Origin of the sequence: Acinetobacter haemolyticus, assembly GCF_003323815.1 — a bacterium.
GTDB classification, from domain to species: domain Bacteria; phylum Pseudomonadota; class Gammaproteobacteria; order Pseudomonadales; family Moraxellaceae; genus Acinetobacter; species Acinetobacter haemolyticus.
In genome coordinates, this window is sequence record NZ_CP030880.1 from 942311 (window position 1) to 958333 (window position 16023).

A 16023-nucleotide genomic window follows, 5' to 3' on the forward strand; every position below is an offset into this window, starting at 1 on the left:
TGTTTTACCAATTTGACCAAATTTTCAATTTCATCCAATTAATGAAATCTCTTGACCAACGAAATAGTAGATTAGTTTTACCTACCGTGATTTTACCTATACCTTGCATACCGGGTGTTAAAGCAGGAGGTGAGTTTAACCATGCTGCTTCGACTTTAAAACCATTGACATTATTTTGCACTGAAGCAACAGGCGTAATATGAGTAATACGAATTGGGAACGTCTGGTCAGGTAATCCTGTCAGTTTGATAACACCATCCTGATTTTTTTGAATAAATTGAATATCCTTATCTGCCACATGTAAAATCACTTTATAGGCATCTTGTGAAGCAATTTGGAAAAGCTCTTTCCCATCTTCTATAGGCGTACCAATTTGTTGTATCCAATCGCCATCAATAATTGTGCCTGCTAAAGGGGCAGTGACTTTGGTTTGGTTGACCTTACGTTGTAATGTCTGAATTTTTACTTCTTGTTGTTTAATTTGGTTTGCTGCTAAACCACTCTCCGTTAAATTTTGCTCTGCCATGGCGACACGGAATTGATGTTGTGCCTGATCAAGTAAACTTTGTTGTTCAGCAATTTGTATTTTTAAATCGGTATCATCCAATTGAATTAAATCTTGATCTTTCTTGACCTGATCACCAGGACGAACCCATACTTTTTGGATGAAACCTTGTGTAGGGGCTGAAATAATCCAACGAGTTTTCCCTTCAACATTCAGGTTTGCCGTCACTAGCTTATCGACAGGAATTAACGTAATACAGATTAAAAATAGAATCAAAAGAGTGGTCAGAATTTTCCAAGTATAGTTGCCCTCAGAATTATATTTGTTAAAAAAAGCTTTTCCAGATTTAACACTATGTTGCAGTAAACCTTGTTCTGCTTGATGCCAGTGCCAAAGTAAAGGATGAATTAAGTCAATATTGCTTTTTAAATATAATCTCAGTTCTGGATCTAAGTTTTGTTGTTCAAAATAACGGTCTTTGGCAACTAAAATAGCTTGAATGTTATCTTGATGGAAAATAGGGTAGGCGAACCAATGGTACTCTTGTAATTCATGCTGGAGAAATAAGGCTTGTAAGGCGACTTCGTTGATTTTTTGCATATCAACCGATCCCTTTTCAGTCCAAGACAATTCAGAAGACACGATCCATTTTAGTTTTTTACTATCATTGACCAATAAATAACTGAGTTGAATATTCTGATATTGTGGATAGTATTGACGAAGGTAGGTTGTAGTTTGGTTTACCCATTCTTGAGCAGCGACCCTAAATTGTGATTGATTCATCACATGGGCAAAAATCTCTAAAAGCTGCTTCGCTTGAAAAGCATGTTTGAGTTTATGATTTTGCTGTTCATAAAAAAGCCATCCCATGCTGGTTCGTATCAGTTCAAGGGTAATTTCACTGATCGGAGGCGATATGGATAAACCGATTAAGGATGAAGAACTTGAGTTTGTTAATAAATATCCAATTAAATAGCCTTGCTCACTTTTTTGGATAACGACAGGCTTCTCTGTAGACAATTGTGTTTTTATTGAAATCCATAATTCATTTAAATCAGTGTCTTGGAAACTATGACTGCCAAGATCAATTAAATTCTCAAAACAAATATCCAATACATTGACATTTAGACGTTTTAAGTTGATCAGCCAAACTTGAATCGCATTTGGGAAATTATGAATATTATTATTTAACATGACGATAACTTAATTTGTGAAAGGGAGGGGGTGTATAAAAAATTCGATCAATATCTACAATTTCTTGTTCAATTAATGTCCCAGTCGTTATTTTTAATTTGATGTAATTTTGCCATGCCTCATACCATGCAATAAGACGTTCTTGCCTAGCCTCAAAATATTTGGTTTGTGCTTCAAGGACTTCAGCATTAACACGCATTCCAACTTCATAAGCACGTTTATTGGCCAGCCATGCTTTTTGAGAGGAAGATTCAGCATCCTGCATTCCATTTGTTTTTGAAATAGAGGACAGCGTACTGTAAAAATTATCTAACATTTGAGCTTTTTGCTTTTGGGTAGTGAGCAGAAGTTCATTCTTATTCTTCTCTAATGTCGCTCTTTGCTCTTTAATTTTGTAAGAGTTTTCAGCATTATACATCGGAATATTTAACTCAAAGCCATATAGATAATCTAGACCGTCTTGTTTGCTAGTAAAGGCCGAATCTTGGGAGTCAAAATTTCGACTTAACTTTGCAGAAAAATTGAGTACAGGATATTTTTCTGCTTTAGACTGTTTGATTTCATTTTGGGATATTTTTAAGTTTAGTTCCGAAATTCTAATTTGATGATTCTTGGTCAGTAATGATTGGTTATAGTGGGATTGATCAGCATAAGACAGTTTAGGAAGATTCTCTAATGGAATGCTATTTTTAGCAAAGGTGAATTCGTCTGTACCTATCAGTTCAGCTAAAATACTTTGTTCCTTATGGATTTCAAAATTGATGCTGCTTTCTTGGCTTTGTAGTGTGGAAAACTTGGCTTCGGCCTCTTTTAGGTCAGTAATAGATACCATACCTTGAGTAAAGTTTGCATTGGCCATTTGTTTTTGTTCTAAAACAAGGTTTTTTTGCTGCTGTATAAGTTCAAGTCTCGACTTTAAACTCAGTATCTTAAAATATTGCTCTACAACATTCTGTAATAGCTCATTATAACTGACCTGAAATTGTTCTAGCGCAATTTGCTCTCCAATATGAGCCGTTGAAATGGCTTCATCCTGTATTTTGTTATAGATCGGCACAGAAAATTGTACAGCATAATTACGTACACGATAATCTGTTTCAGGTTGCCCAGAACGTTTATTTTGTCCCATCTTCTCTTGACCAACAAAATTAATCTTTGCGTCTTTGCTTGCTAGAGCTTGATTTACTTTTTGTTTAGCGATCTCTTTTTGAGCATTCGCCAAAGGTAGATGAGGAGAGTGAAGTTTCGCTTTATAAAAAAGTGTAAATAAATCATCTGCGATCACTTGTTGTGTAAGCAGAGTTGTTAGCACAGCACAGATAACTTTTTGTGTAGAAAGAAAGCGTTTTTTATTCATGATGTAATGAATTGTATGTTTTTGTAATTATTGCATAAAAAAGATTAAGTTGGTAGAGGGGATCATAGTTTGTCTTTGTCAGAACGAGTCATCTGTTAAAATGTATATATTGATGCTACTGTTTTTAAATTTGAATAGTTACCAATAGTGGAATATTTAAAAGTTAATTTAAATTTTCTTGCTAAGTACTGTTGCTGAGTTTGTAAGTGTAGCAAGCGTTAAGTTTGTGCCAAAATCATCTAATAGCTTATTCAAAGATACTCCGCTATATGTATTTTATTTGTCATTTCTGCTTTTGAACGTAGTTGAGCTTTCGTTGCTTTTAAATTTACTATGCCAAGACTCATTTGAACAATTGCAGCAAATTCCTCTAAAGGATATTCTTCTTTTTTAGAAAGTCGTCGAAATTACTAACTATGAGAGTATTATTATTTGCCATGGTATAACTGCTTTAATCGTTTGCTTGCTTAAATTTCAAACCCAAATTTTTGAAATGATGATTTTATAAAAAGACTTTGACACAAAATTTGGCACAAATAATAAAATCTAAAAGATTCTATGTAATTGTAATTTATTGATAGCTAAAGAATTAAACTTTAATAGAATCTATTGAAAAGTTATTTATAGAGTTCGAATCTCACCGCTTCCGCCAAATATCTAAATAAGCCCTTGTTTTTACAAGGGCTTATTTTTTATCTACCATTTTACCCCTCAACCTACCCCTCATCAAACTTTGGATTGGATCATATAATTTAGAACTTCATAGGACTGAAAAATAGATGTTCTGAATACACATCATGATGAACTTTGTTTTTCTAAACTGCCTTGTAATCGTTTGAGTATGATCGGGAGAGAGGGAGTCATATTTTTTGATTAAATAATTGATAATAATTAAATAAAAAATAATTAATTTTATTTAGTCCCCCAGTTATCAAAAATATTAAATTGCTCATTCGGGCAGCTATTTTTATTCTAGCATTAAAGTGATGCTGTAGCTGTCAAATTTCATTGCTATGATTTTTTCATCTATGATCATTTAATTACATCTATAGAGATAAGCCATGTTTGAGATCATTTATGATTTAAAAGCTAAATGAGATCAGCATAGACCTCTTTCTGCTGCGATTGTCAAAAATCTACATGAAGATTTGGTTCTGCGGTGGACTTACCATTCCAATGCGATTGAAGGTAATACTTTAACCCTATTGGAGACCAAAGTTGTTTTAGAGGGCATTACGGTAGGTGGTAAGGCATTAAGAGAGCATTTTGAAGCGATCAATCACCGTGACGCAATCTTGTATGTAGAAGACATTATAAAAAACAAGAACCCTTTTCAGAATCGCAAATTCGGAATATCCATCAATTGATTTTGAAAAATATTGACGATGAAAATGCTGGGAGATATCGCCAGCAAAATGTCTTAATTTCAGGTGCTACCACCAATCCACCAGATTACACATTGCTCCATGACAAGATGGCTCAGTTCATAGATTGGTATAACACGGAAGCTCATACACTGCATCCAGTTGAGCGAGCTGTCAAAGTTCACGCTGATTTTGTGAGTATCCACCCTTTTGTTGATGGGAATGGTCGCATGTCTCGATTATTGATGAATCTTGAATTGATTAAATCAGGTTATCCGCCAAGTGTGATTACTGTCGAAAATCGACTAGCCTACTATGAGGCACTTGATCAATGGATGGCGTATGGCGATACAGAGCCATATATTAATTTGATTGCTGGGGTCGTGCTGGATGGATTTAAGCCTTATCAGATAGTTTTGGGGATTTAAAAATACTATTGCTTCATAAAAAAGATCCCCAGTTCCCCAAAGGGGCTGCTGAGGATCGATTCAACCTAATGTCACTGCTTTTTAATAAAGTTTACGTTCTATACTAACTGTTGGATTATGGTCATTAATTCGAATCCAAAAATCAGAACCAACGAGCTGCGCTTTTAACACTTTCAACCGTTCTTCTGCATAGAGCTGATTGAGATCGTAATAGTTATGCTCTTGAGACTGGTAAAGGGGCAATACTCCAGCATTCATTGATGGAATCGTTCCTAAAGCAACGCGATCAACTGGATTATCAATCAAGTATGGTTGTAGATCTTCATATAAGCTGGATGCTTTGAACTCTTGCCAATCTGATGACTTTTTTTCTACAAAGAAAATGAGACGTAAAGTTTTAGTGCCAAATACATCAATTTCACGTTTTGATAATATCCCAAGTACATCATTATCCTTTCGATTCTGCCATACTTTTTTGATGATGGGCTTTGCCTTATCAATCAAGATATCTTTAACGAGTTGATCAAAATATTCATCACCAAATTGTGGAGACATACCATTCACCTTTTTCCGTTGAATGGTAAGCGAATGCACTTCAAAGCGATCAGTCTCAGATACAATCAAATCCAAAAAACTATCATATTGCGTTTTTAAGTTCGTATATTTTGTATTCCAAGACTTGAGTTGCGATTGGAAGTCACGAGTTGTAATAGTGACTTTAAAATCACTCAAACTGTAATCGACAACTGATTCATATTGAATATGATCATTCACTGGTAAATGTGGTAGCTGATGTTTCCAGATGGTTTGTGCTAGTACAGCGATCATTGGGTGAATTTTAATATTGGGAACTTTCCCCAAAATAAATGGATTTAATGCACAGTCTACGATAACTGGGAAAATTTCTTGTCCTGCCTTGGTGAGATAGAGGTTTGGCCGAAACTGGACATTAGTTGGTTGGGAGGTAAATAGCCTTAAATTTTTTGATGCCTGAACTTTCATTGCTGCTTTAAGGTGATTATCAAGACTTCTACCATGATTTTCAGTTGGTATCTGTAGATATCTAGGTTGATGCGTAAACAGATTAGTAAGGGTGGTCGTAGTGATGAAGTCTAGTGACGATAGTGTTTCTATATTATCTAATGGTTTAGTGAATTTCTTACTCATTTAGATTACTCCATATTATTGTCAGTAAAGTCAGTGTGGTCTCTAGATGATTCAGTCTTCTTACGTGGGCGACCCAGCTTGGACTTTTCTCCAAGAATTTCACTAGACTGAAAACGACGGGCACCTTTGAGATTTGAAAAGATGAAGAACTGATCGGCTTTACAGATGTAATCAAAAGTTTGAAATAAGTATTCCTGTTTTACTTTGTCTGAATGATGAATCATGCCTATGGCACAACGACGGTATGAATCTTTCTTCATATTGCAGATATAAGTTGTACCTTGTCCCTTGGTAATGTCTTCATTCCAGATTTCGGCAATTCCCTGCGCAAGCGTAATGTCTTCACGATGTTTGTTCCCATTGAAGTATAGGTAGCAATGTATGTGGAAGCCTGTGCGTACTGAATACTCAAAACGGAAGATATAACCAATTACCTCCTTGAGAATGTGATTGTAGCGTTTCATTTCAAGTAGCTTCTGAATACAATCTTTGAGGTAGGCAAGGTCATCTTTCGAATGAATTTCATCTATCCGATAAAAATTCTTGAGCAAAGTTTTTGGATCACGCTTAAGAGCAAAATCTAAGCGGACCACAAGGACTTTAGAGAAATTATCAAATATCGATTTAGTAAGCTCAATACACCGACTTTTATTTTTTTGACAGTTTGCTGCACGATCTCGAAGCTTACGTTTGATTATGGGATTGCTCATATATCGACGAATTGAATGAGCAAATTGGTTTACGAGTTTTACGTAGCACTCTAAGCCACTTTGATCTTCGGGATGTATGGATTTTCCACCTAGATGAATGACTTCAATTTCTTCAGATGTGAGTTGGCTGTGGGCTGACTCAAAGGCAGACCATTCAACACCGCCAATCAAAAAAGTAGGCAAAACATAATACATAAGGTCACTTAAATGCCTGAGAAGTATTTGAGTCTCTTGGTCGCATTCCAAGCGGTGGACAACTTTGTGAGGAGATAGGCGATGCTCTCTGATACTAATCACATTGTCCTCATGATTTTGCCATTTAAAAACTATTTCAACGGCTTTGATGATTTGCCCAGTCCAATAATCAGGATGACATTGGATGAGTGCCTGTTGAGCATCATCACTATAAGTGACGAGTTGCTGTTCCTCTTTGATTTGATTGAATAAGGCTAGATGAGCTAAAGGCTCATGAGCGGGTTGAATTTGATTCAGTTTGACTTTGGGGTTACGTTTAATACTCATCGTATGTTCCTCTATAGGAGAGGCGCATGATCAGCACAGAAATTAGGCATAGCTTTTCCTAAGGACACTGTTTTAGGCAGTGTCCACAAAGGAGTATGTTTGATGACGTATGACGGATTAGAGAGCAGGGGTACGGTAAGATCAAGTACACATTGCATCTACCAATCAGTGAGTAACTGAATAGGTATTAATCGATAACCAACACATAAGTTGATTATTGTTTGGTGTATTTAATCAATATATTAAATATTATTTAAACATAAATGATATAAGACCTTTATTCAGTATCACGAGATCATTGTTAAGCTAAAGCCCAAAAGCTGCGGAACAGCGCGAGATTTTGGAAGTGTTAAAACACAGAGTTAGCTCACCGATTTATGTTGATTTCGTAAGGCGGCTTTGGATTCTATCCATTCAAGAACTTCACTCAATCTCCAGCGAGTAGAGTGTCCAAGTTTTATTTGTTTGGGAAAAGATGAATCATAGCGGTCAGACTTAGGATTAAGGCGATCATAGATTGATGATCGTGAAAGACCAGTGAGCTGTTCAAGCTCTAGACGTCTGATCATTTGATGCTGTGTTAATAAAGTATTCATGGAACCTACCTACGTTTAATGTGGTTAATAAACCGCTTTGGCTGCGGTAGGTACTAGAATAATAAAAGCTTAACACTGACAATTTGGTTGACGGGGGAATTTTTAATTTATACCTTATTTTTTTCAATCAATTGATTTTATGATAAATTTTTCTATCAGCTTTTCCATTAAGTCTGGTCTTTCTTTCAGCCAGTGCTGGCTATCGGCCATTTTTTCATTTTCAAAGGATTTTTTTTCTTTAGTTAGTATTTTTATCCTTTCAACGAGACATTCATATTGATCACTTTGATATTTAAGTAAATCTTGTAGGACTAGGCGATCATGATAAGTTGTGAATGAATTAAATGTTGAGATGTCTCCACTAAAATGTTCAGGTAGTGGGGCAATCTTATTTATTGGATTACGAATTTTAAAAACATTTTTGTTTATATAAATAAAAGTGTTAGCAAGTTTCAACTTGTATAATTCAGCTTCAAGGGAATCTATTAAGGTTTGATGCACATGTTGATTAAGAGCTAAGAACAAGCTTTCGATATTTATATATTTTTTTTTGTGGGTTTTTAAGAAATTTTCAACAAATGTGAAAAAAGGCTGTTTATATATTCTGTTGATATTTTGCTCAGTAGAGGCTCTAGCATGTCTTACTTGAATTTTATAATATATAACTAGAAGATTTCTCAAAATTTCTATTTTTTCAGCATCTAACAAGTTTTTTTTATTTATTAAATTGATCAACTTTTCTATTCTTTTGGTATCCAGCGAAGTCAATAAAATTTTTGATTTTGGTAGGTTTTTTATATCTGATGAATGTATCTGCTGCAGAAGATCTTGCAATGTATTTTCATCAATCCACTCTTTGATCAATAAAATAATATTTTCTATAAAAATTTTTGGATTATTGCAATCAGAATGCTTAGCATAAATTGAAAGAGTTTCATTGAAAAAAATGTTGGTTTTCTTTTCATTTTTTAATTCAAATGCATTCCAAAAATGACGAATGGATGTAAGTACTTCATGATAATGAGTAGGTTTATAATGAGACAAGTCTTTCTCATATTGATCATTAAATCCACTCATTGATTCTTCAGCAGAACGAATCAGAATAGGTTTATTATCTAATCTTTTAATTCTTTGTTCTTCGGGTTCTCTGAAATCACCTGCATCGTGTAATTGATAGATAGCTGCTTTAAGCGTTATTTCATCTATTGCTTTATAGATTTTTGGATTGAAACGATGAGGAGAGGTAAAGGAATTAGTGATATTGAAGATCACGTAACTTTCTATTATTTTAATAAGCTCAGCTTGTGAGGGCACAAAATTATTTTCAGAAGTCATACCTTTACTCCTTAATGGAACGCACTATATAAAAATTATAAGAAACCCTATAGGAACAATAACGGACTTGCCACTTTCTAGAGCACAGACTTAACAGTTTCGTATTGAATTTAAAATGATTTTTAAAATTTAGTCTGATAAGCTTGTGTTTGGTTACTTTTACTCCTAAATAGTAAAAAACTCATTAAAGTGATAACTTTTAAGCGAGGTTCTTTAGCAGAAGATCTGCTTAATAACAAAAATTTATTCGATAAATATATCATCTAGATGGTAATAAGATACATGATTTTTTTTCTTAAAGTCCAGTTGATAGAATTTTTATGACTATTTAAAAAAAGGGGTCAATGAATTTTAAAATCCATATTTAAGTTTGATCTTTGCTAAAGCAAAAACTTTTTATTTGAAGGTCTTCTTTAATCTTAATTTATATGTTTAATTTTTAATAAATATAGAATTTTATTTAATATAGTTGGCTTGACGGCAGACAGAGTGGGGGCTATCCTTTCGATGCTGACCTACATCGTCAGTCGGTTTTGACAGACCGTTTACCCAAAGCACACGAAAAAGTTCTTCTTTTTTGTGGGCGACCTTGCGTGTCCCCTCTGCGGCGGAACGTGGAGGGGACATCTTCGGATGTGCTGATCTTTTTGGGTATCAGTCTGTCAACCCCTTTTCGTTTCGCCACCATTATTTGACAGTGATGTGGTGAAACTTCTTTATACCCAAAGGAGTCGCCCATGCGTCTACAAATTCTTAATTTCCCATTCTTCTCTATCCCCCAGTGCTGTGTGTGGTTTTGTCTTCACTAGACCAATAACAGCATACATAAAACAATAATTTTATCTGGGGTAAACAAATGAAGGATGTGCATCCTCTGTTTGTCTGTGTGCTCGGATCATTTTTACTGATCGGCTGTGGAAATAAAAATGCTTCCACTGAAGTTTTACGCCCTGACGAAAATGCAGCACTCAGCCAACGACTTGAACCAACACATCGACCTGTTCTGGTCGAAGCCAAAGCATTACAACCATTTATAAATCAACAACAACTGCCCGAAGCCGATGTCTCAGGCTTTCGTGACTATCTGCATAGCCAATCAGGCAATCGATCTGCACTGCTACAATTCCGAGACAAACTGCAACTTAAGCCAAATCAAATCTTAGTGTTGGGGGTAGAAAAAACAAGTCAACAATCTTTACTGGAATTTCCAAACAATGACTTATTTGCCAGTGCCAACGATTTGGTGATTAATCATGCCCGAATGTTGAAGACTCCAGTTGCAGGAGAGAGCAAAGGTGAGTTTGAAACGACTGAGCAATATCAGCAACGGATTCAGGCAGAACAAGGCACTTTAAAAAAAACCACAGCCAATCTCAATGTTGACCTTGGACGATTGGAAGATGCCTTAAATTATTTGGCTTATCCAATCCCCATCAATGTGCTTAGTCCATCCAATCAGGATTCAGCTCAGTATGATGCGGATCGACAGGTGATGCATATACAGGCATCCAGTACCAATGCTGCGGGCTACTACGATTCGACTGTATCCAAGCTCAATCTAGTATTTAGTGCATCACCCAAAGATGCTGAAATAATCCTAGGCAATCTACGTGATGAACGAGACAAGCGGAATTATCTCGGTTTTATCTTGAGTATGCAGCAAGGGCAATTGGTTTTAGAACAAGCCATCCTGTATCAGCACAATAACAATGATGATCGCTACCTACGTCTAGCCACTATTAATCCATCACGACTGTATTTGAGCATTCGTCCAGTAAATGCAGATGAGTCAAATAAGAATCTCAATGCTGAACAGCTATATCCACTCAACCAAAAGCTGCCATTGCAATTTGGTCTCAAACAATACCGTAATCCTGAACAGCAACAAGCTGAGCCTGAACTCGAAGTTCGACCACCAACTGAAGAAGAAATCACACAACTCAGCCTCAATGCTGGGGCAAGTGATATCGAGGGGGCACTGTAAATGTTAGAGCTCTTTAAAAATAAGTCCGTTCTAAACATCCAATTTCTGTGTGGTCTGTTGTTCCTTGGCAGCCTCTATGGATGTGGCAGCAAGGACATGCCAACTGAACTTCCCAAAGCAGATGCGGTGCTTCAACTCTTACATGCTCAAGATGCCTCAGTGATACAGATCAAGTTACAGCAATGTCAGGTCGGGAATCTGTTTGCAGGTCAAGAAGGGACAAGTTCCAAATACGATCTCTATCGCTGTCAGATCACGGTTGAACGCTTTGATGATGAATATAAGCAATCCTTCCTCAAAGATGAGGTCGTACATTTACGTCCTTATGACTCAGAAACAGGTTGGCAATTGCTTGCATCGAACTAAGCATGATCACAAAAATTCAGAGAATAACCCAACATGAAAAAAGAATTTGTAATCCCTTACCTCAGTATCGCGGTGTTGTATTGGTTCAGTCTGTTATGGCGTATTGAGGACAGTGGTCCAATTGCAGCCTATCTATTCGGTCGTGCCCTGATGTGGCCGTTCCAATTACTGAAATTTATTTTTTGATTAAAGCCTTAACTTGCTCAAGAGTGAAAAAATCATGATGGACTTTAATCAATTTAAACAACAGTTTCCGCAACTGGATCTATTACAGGCTGATCCCGCTATTTTCCTTGCACCGCAGATTCCCATGAACAAGATTCTGGGAGCAATGAGCTATCTACCTCCCCAAACCAAACCTGAACAGGTATTGATCTTGGTGGACGAAACCATATTTGGTCATGGCAAGAATGGATTGTGTCTCACCACACAAGGTATCTATTTCAAGGAAGCTTTTGCCAATGCAAATACCTATCCAATGAAAGCAATCACTTCGGTGGGTTACTCAATGGGAATGCTCAGTAAACAGTTAGTGATCAATGGCACCGTTAAAGTGACCTTAGCTCAGCCTGAAAAGGCAGGGCTACGGCTACTGGCAGATTTCCTAAACCAATATTGTGTACTTCATAAAACCCAGACTGATTCATTGTCATCTGCATCTACACGGCAACAATCTCAACAAAGCCACACCACAACGATCGCAAACCTACAACCGATCATCAAACTGTACGCCTATTTATTACTTGGGTGGCGAGGTGAGTGGAGCAATCAGGTGAGGGCGTTGATGCAACAGTTATTCGACCGTGAATTTGTCAATCCACAGGATCAGGCATTTCTAGAACGCTTGATGCAACAAGATCAGCAGTTTGATTTTTTTGACCTCCTTGATGAAGTCACTGCGATTCAAAACAGCCTACCACCCCAACTATGTCACAGCCTGCTTGAAGAAGTGCTGGTGTTGATGGGAAAAAGGAACTTTGAAATTGAAACAGCACGGAACCATTTCTTTCAGATCAGTACCGCTTTAAATGTTGATCAAGCAACTGCTACAAGCATTCTTGCCCAATTCCCAGCATTTATAGCAGGGAATACTTAATCAGAATAAAGAAATTTCAGATACATATTACCCCTGTGAAGACCCAACACCCAACCAAGACACAAGCTGACTTGATGCTGTTTTAACATTCAAGAAGGTAAACCGAATACAGGAAAAATAATTGTGAAACGATTAATGAAATTGATACTACCTACACTAATTGCCCTACCACTGATATTGACTGGATGTGGTTCAGGTTTTAACCCCGATCGCATGGAAGTCAACCTTAATACTGAATACAGTCAAGGGGGATTGTATGACCGTACCTATGTGATTCTAACCTTACGTTCACTGGATTCTGAACCGATCACACTAAATAAAGTCGATGTAAACAATGGACGCTGTAGTTACACAGGTCGATACAATGATCCAATCAAGCTACCTGCCTATTTCCAGATTGGACAATCCCTACAGCTTTACTTGCGATGTTCCTACGATGCTGTGGTGAAGGTTGATATTGAGACTGATCAAGGCGCAGCAAGTTATAGCTTTAAATAAGCAGGCTCAAACCAAAGTATAGACTGAACCAACACACTACAAAGACACAGACCATGCCCAATACGGGCATGGTTTTTTTATGCCTGCAAATCTCAAGATTCGGGCATCAAAATCAATATTCATCTCCACTGACAGGACTTTCGTGATGAGTACCGTACATTGTCCTTATTGCCATTCTGAACAGGTGATTCTTAGCAAGTCCCAGCCGAATGGTCCACAGTATTTTGAAAAAATCCTAGACGCCTTTTCCCCGCCTGCGATGGCTGCACTGGGTATCAAACTGGCAAAAGAAGCAGGTATCCCTCCTTATATCGGTGGGCTGATTGGGGTGGTGGTCGGTGGAACACTGATCATAGTCAGTCAGCATTATTTCTATCGCCATTATAAATCCGCTCAACATTACCTCTGTCTGCAATGCGGACAGGACTTTGCTGTAGCTGCTTAAGCTTCATTACCTAATCGTCGATTTATACAACCTGACTTCACTCAATTTTATTTTTTAAACAACTTCACTTTTATAGAGGAATTATTTCTATGGCACATTTAGTTGAAAGCATGGCATTTGTAGGACAAAGCCCTTGGCATGGCTTGGGCAATCAACTTACCCCAAACCAACCGATTGAGGTCTGGGCAAAGCAGGCAGGCATGGATTGGCGGATTGAATCCTCCGATGTCAGTTATATGGCTGAAAACCACAAACAACAAAACCTGATCTTGCCTTATCAAGAGCAACGAGTGTTGTATCGCTCAGACACGCACGAACCTTTATCTGTGGTGAGTCAACGCTTTCAGGAAGTGCAACCGATGGAAATCCTACACTTCTACAAAGATCTGACTGAACAATCAGGCTTTGAACTGGAAACCGCAGGGGTACTTAAAGGAGGTAAGAAATTCTGGGCACTGGCTAAGACAGGACAAAGTTCAGCACTCAAGGGTAAGGATGTCAGCAATGGCTATATTCTTTTAGCTACAGCTTGTGATGGCACACTAGCAACCACTGCACAGTTCACCAGTATCCGTGTGGTGTGTAATAACACCTTGGCAATCGCTCTACGTGGTCAACAAAGCAATGCAGGTGTGGTTAAAGTCCCACACAGCACTCGTTTCGATGCTGAGAAAGTTAAACAACAGTTGGGTATTTCAGTTCGTGCATGGGATGAGCACATGTATGAAATGAAACAACTGAGTCAGCGTAAGGTAACTCAGCAGGAAGCAGCAGCCTACTTTGATGCGGTATTTAACAACACCAACCTGAGTATTGCCGAACAAGATGAAAGCATTGTCCAGTTCTATCGAAATGCAGCCATGCCAAATCAAGGTATCACCTCAGTAAGCAAAGCAGACAATAAAACCGAACCGAATGGACGTGCGATGTCGAAAGTCATGACCATGTTTAACGGACATGGGCGAGGTGCAGAACTCAGTTCAGCCAAAGACACAGCTTATGGTTTACTGTGCGCCATTACCGAATTCACCGATCATGAACGTCGAGCAATGAGTACTGACCATCGACTCGATTCAGCTTGGTTTGGTGCTGGTGCAGCAATCAAGCAACGAGGACTGGAACAGGCATTAAGAATGGTGGGTTAATAAAAGCCATACCATTCATTCAGTTTTATTTAAGCTCATCTATTTAGCCTAAGCATACGGTAATACCGTACAAGCACAGCAGCACCCTTTGCCACATTTCCAGATGTGGCTTTTTTTATGCCCGAAATTCAGCTTTTACGATTTTACTCATACAGGAATATTTCGAATGAATAGTCATACTCAAATTCAAAATACCTTAAATCATCCACCATTACAGCCTTATTTCCCTAACTTAAACCAACCTAATCAGCAGATTGAGATAGGAACTCGAACCAAACGAAACCGACCGAACAAACAGCCACGCAAAACCAAAGCACTCACTGCCAAACGACTTGCCAACACCAAACAGATGAACTACCAACAATGGCTAGAAGTCAGAAAGCAGGGCATTGGCAGTAGTGATGCAGCAACAGCCTGTGGACTGAATCCGTATATGTCGATGTTGGAACTGTGGATGATCAAGACAGGACGCATGCAACAAAATATCGAGGATGAAAGCGCAGGCTATGCACCGTTGTATTGGGGTAAACAACTCGAACCTTTGGTGGCTGAATACTACAGCATGCACACCAACCACAAAGTCCGTAGGGTCAATGCAGTCTTACAACACCCCGATGAAGACAAGCATTTTATGCTCGCCAATTTGGATTATGCCGTGGTGGGAAATGTCGAAGTACAGATTCTCGAGTGTAAAACAGTGGGGGAATATGGCTCAAAACTATGGCGGGATGGCGTCCCACTGTATGTCCTCTGCCAAGTCCAACATCAACTTGCGGTGACAGGCAAACAGGCAGCACATATCTGTGCCTTGATCTGTGGACATGAAACCAAAATCTATAAGGTGACTCGCAATGAAACCGTGATTCAGCACATCATTAATGCGGAACGTCACTTCTGGCAATGTGTAGAAACAGGTATTCCGCCAAGTGTAGATGCCTCAGATTCAGCAGCCAAAGCCCTGCAACAACTTTACCCAGAGCAGATCCCACTAACAGTAGAAGACCTCACTCAAAATGAACAAGCCAACTATCTATTTAACCAGTTGCTTGAAGAGAGACATAAGGTTGAACAACACCAGCAGTATTTTGATGAACTGAAGCATCAACTACAAATGATGATGAAAGAAGCAGAGCGAGCTGTATTTACAGGTGGGTCGGTGACGTGGAAGAAATCACAAGACTCAATCAGCCTAGACAGTAAATCCTTACTAAAACAGCATCCTGAATACCTACAGCAGTTTCCACAAACCAAAGTAGGGACACGGCGCTTTCAGATTTACCCGAATGGTGGATAAGGCAGAAACGCATATCC

General features: G+C 38.0%; 14 protein-coding genes and 1 pseudogene. 9 read left to right on the top strand and 6 right to left on the bottom strand.

Features of this window, described 5'->3' with window-relative positions:
* Positions 1–4: 4 nt before the first annotated feature.
* Both DS737_RS04190 and DS737_RS04195 read right to left on the bottom strand, forming a co-directional pair.
* Positions 5–1699, bottom strand: coding sequence for an efflux RND transporter periplasmic adaptor subunit (locus DS737_RS04190; protein WP_113996845.1), 1695 nt, complete (start codon positions 1697–1699; stop codon positions 5–7).
* Positions 1689–3056: a TolC family protein gene (locus DS737_RS04195; protein ID WP_113996846.1), complete on the bottom strand. Its 1368-nt coding sequence runs from the start codon at positions 3054–3056 to the stop codon at positions 1689–1691. The genes DS737_RS04190 and DS737_RS04195 overlap by 11 nt, the downstream gene beginning before the upstream one ends.
* A gap of 1061 nt (positions 3057–4117) precedes the next feature.
* Between DS737_RS04195 and DS737_RS04200 the strand changes: the two are divergent.
* A pseudogene (locus DS737_RS04200) lies at positions 4118–4848 on the top strand (Fic family protein).
* 81 nt (positions 4849–4929) lie between these two features.
* Here the strand turns inward: DS737_RS04200 and DS737_RS04205 are convergent.
* The 4 genes from DS737_RS04205 to DS737_RS04220 form a co-directional block, all read right to left on the bottom strand.
* Entirely contained in the window at positions 4930–6015 is a 1086-nt protein-coding gene (locus tag DS737_RS04205) for a hypothetical protein (protein ID WP_113996847.1), read from the bottom strand.
* 5 nt (positions 6016–6020) lie between these two features.
* Positions 6021–7247 (bottom strand): YagK/YfjJ domain-containing protein, encoded by a 1227-nt coding sequence (locus tag DS737_RS04210; protein ID WP_113996848.1) that lies wholly within the window; start codon positions 7245–7247, stop codon positions 6021–6023.
* Positions 7248–7609: 362 nt separating this feature from the next.
* Positions 7610–7843 carry a helix-turn-helix transcriptional regulator gene (locus DS737_RS04215; RefSeq protein WP_113996849.1) on the bottom strand — a complete coding sequence of 78 codons (234 nt, stop codon included), beginning with the start codon at positions 7841–7843 and terminating at the stop codon, positions 7610–7612.
* A gap of 123 nt (positions 7844–7966) precedes the next feature.
* Positions 7967–9178, bottom strand: a complete 1212-nt coding sequence (locus DS737_RS04220) for a hypothetical protein (protein ID WP_113996850.1) — start codon at positions 9176–9178, stop codon at positions 7967–7969.
* A gap of 856 nt (positions 9179–10034) precedes the next feature.
* Here DS737_RS04220 and DS737_RS04230 point away from each other — a divergent pair.
* The 8 genes from DS737_RS04230 to DS737_RS04260 all read left to right on the top strand — a co-directional run bounded on the left by DS737_RS04230 (position 10035) and on the right by DS737_RS04260 (position 16006).
* A complete protein-coding gene (locus DS737_RS04230; protein ID WP_113996851.1) occupies positions 10035–11162 on the top strand; it encodes a hypothetical protein in 1128 nt (375 codons plus the stop codon).
* A 96-nt stretch (positions 11163–11258) separates the two neighbouring features.
* Positions 11259–11528, top strand: coding sequence for a hypothetical protein (locus tag DS737_RS04235; protein ID WP_228206843.1), 270 nt, complete (start codon positions 11259–11261; stop codon positions 11526–11528).
* A gap of 33 nt (positions 11529–11561) precedes the next feature.
* Positions 11562–11714, top strand: coding sequence for a hypothetical protein (locus DS737_RS16145; protein ID WP_005053233.1), 153 nt, complete (start codon positions 11562–11564; stop codon positions 11712–11714).
* A gap of 34 nt (positions 11715–11748) precedes the next feature.
* Positions 11749–12624 carry a hypothetical protein gene (locus tag DS737_RS04240; protein WP_113996853.1) on the top strand — a complete coding sequence of 292 codons (876 nt, stop codon included), beginning with the start codon at positions 11749–11751 and terminating at the stop codon, positions 12622–12624.
* 135 nt (positions 12625–12759) lie between these two features.
* Complete coding sequence (locus DS737_RS04245) at positions 12760–13122, top strand: hypothetical protein (protein ID WP_113996854.1); 363 nt, start codon at positions 12760–12762, stop codon at positions 13120–13122.
* 145 nt (positions 13123–13267) lie between these two features.
* On the top strand, positions 13268–13567 hold the full coding sequence (locus DS737_RS04250; protein WP_113997955.1) for a hypothetical protein: 300 nt from the start codon (positions 13268–13270) through the stop codon (positions 13565–13567).
* Positions 13568–13656: 89 nt separating this feature from the next.
* Complete coding sequence (locus tag DS737_RS04255) at positions 13657–14712, top strand: DUF932 domain-containing protein (protein WP_113996855.1); 1056 nt, start codon at positions 13657–13659, stop codon at positions 14710–14712.
* A gap of 166 nt (positions 14713–14878) precedes the next feature.
* The gene (locus DS737_RS04260) at positions 14879–16006 is read left to right on the top strand and encodes a YqaJ viral recombinase family nuclease (RefSeq protein WP_113996856.1); all 1128 of its coding nucleotides are present in this window, start codon (positions 14879–14881) and stop codon (positions 16004–16006) included.
* Positions 16007–16023: the final 17 nt, after the last annotated feature.

Excerpts from the sequence above, each read along its gene's own strand:
- DS737_RS04190 (WP_113996845.1), bottom strand. The coding sequence starts at position 1,699 with ATGTTAAATAATAATATTCATAATTTCCCAAATGCGATTCAAGTTTGG.
- DS737_RS04195 (WP_113996846.1), bottom strand. The coding sequence starts at position 3,056 with ATGAATAAAAAACGCTTTCTTTCTACACAAAAAGTTATCTGTGCTGTG.
- DS737_RS04205 (WP_113996847.1), bottom strand. The coding sequence starts at position 6,015 with ATGAGTAAGAAATTCACTAAACCATTAGATAATATAGAAACACTATCG.
- DS737_RS04210 (WP_113996848.1), bottom strand. The coding sequence starts at position 7,247 with ATGAGTATTAAACGTAACCCCAAAGTCAAACTGAATCAAATTCAACCC.
- DS737_RS04215 (WP_113996849.1), bottom strand. The coding sequence starts at position 7,843 with ATGAATACTTTATTAACACAGCATCAAATGATCAGACGTCTAGAGCTT.
- DS737_RS04220 (WP_113996850.1), bottom strand. The coding sequence starts at position 9,178 with ATGACTTCTGAAAATAATTTTGTGCCCTCACAAGCTGAGCTTATTAAA.
- DS737_RS04230 (WP_113996851.1), top strand. The coding sequence starts at position 10,035 with ATGAAGGATGTGCATCCTCTGTTTGTCTGTGTGCTCGGATCATTTTTA.
- DS737_RS04235 (WP_228206843.1), top strand. The coding sequence starts at position 11,259 with ATGCCAACTGAACTTCCCAAAGCAGATGCGGTGCTTCAACTCTTACAT.
- DS737_RS16145 (WP_005053233.1), top strand. The coding sequence starts at position 11,562 with ATGAAAAAAGAATTTGTAATCCCTTACCTCAGTATCGCGGTGTTGTAT.
- DS737_RS04240 (WP_113996853.1), top strand. The coding sequence starts at position 11,749 with ATGATGGACTTTAATCAATTTAAACAACAGTTTCCGCAACTGGATCTA.
- DS737_RS04245 (WP_113996854.1), top strand. The coding sequence starts at position 12,760 with ATGAAATTGATACTACCTACACTAATTGCCCTACCACTGATATTGACT.
- DS737_RS04250 (WP_113997955.1), top strand. The coding sequence starts at position 13,268 with ATGAGTACCGTACATTGTCCTTATTGCCATTCTGAACAGGTGATTCTT.
- DS737_RS04255 (WP_113996855.1), top strand. The coding sequence starts at position 13,657 with ATGGCACATTTAGTTGAAAGCATGGCATTTGTAGGACAAAGCCCTTGG.
- DS737_RS04260 (WP_113996856.1), top strand. The coding sequence starts at position 14,879 with ATGAATAGTCATACTCAAATTCAAAATACCTTAAATCATCCACCATTA.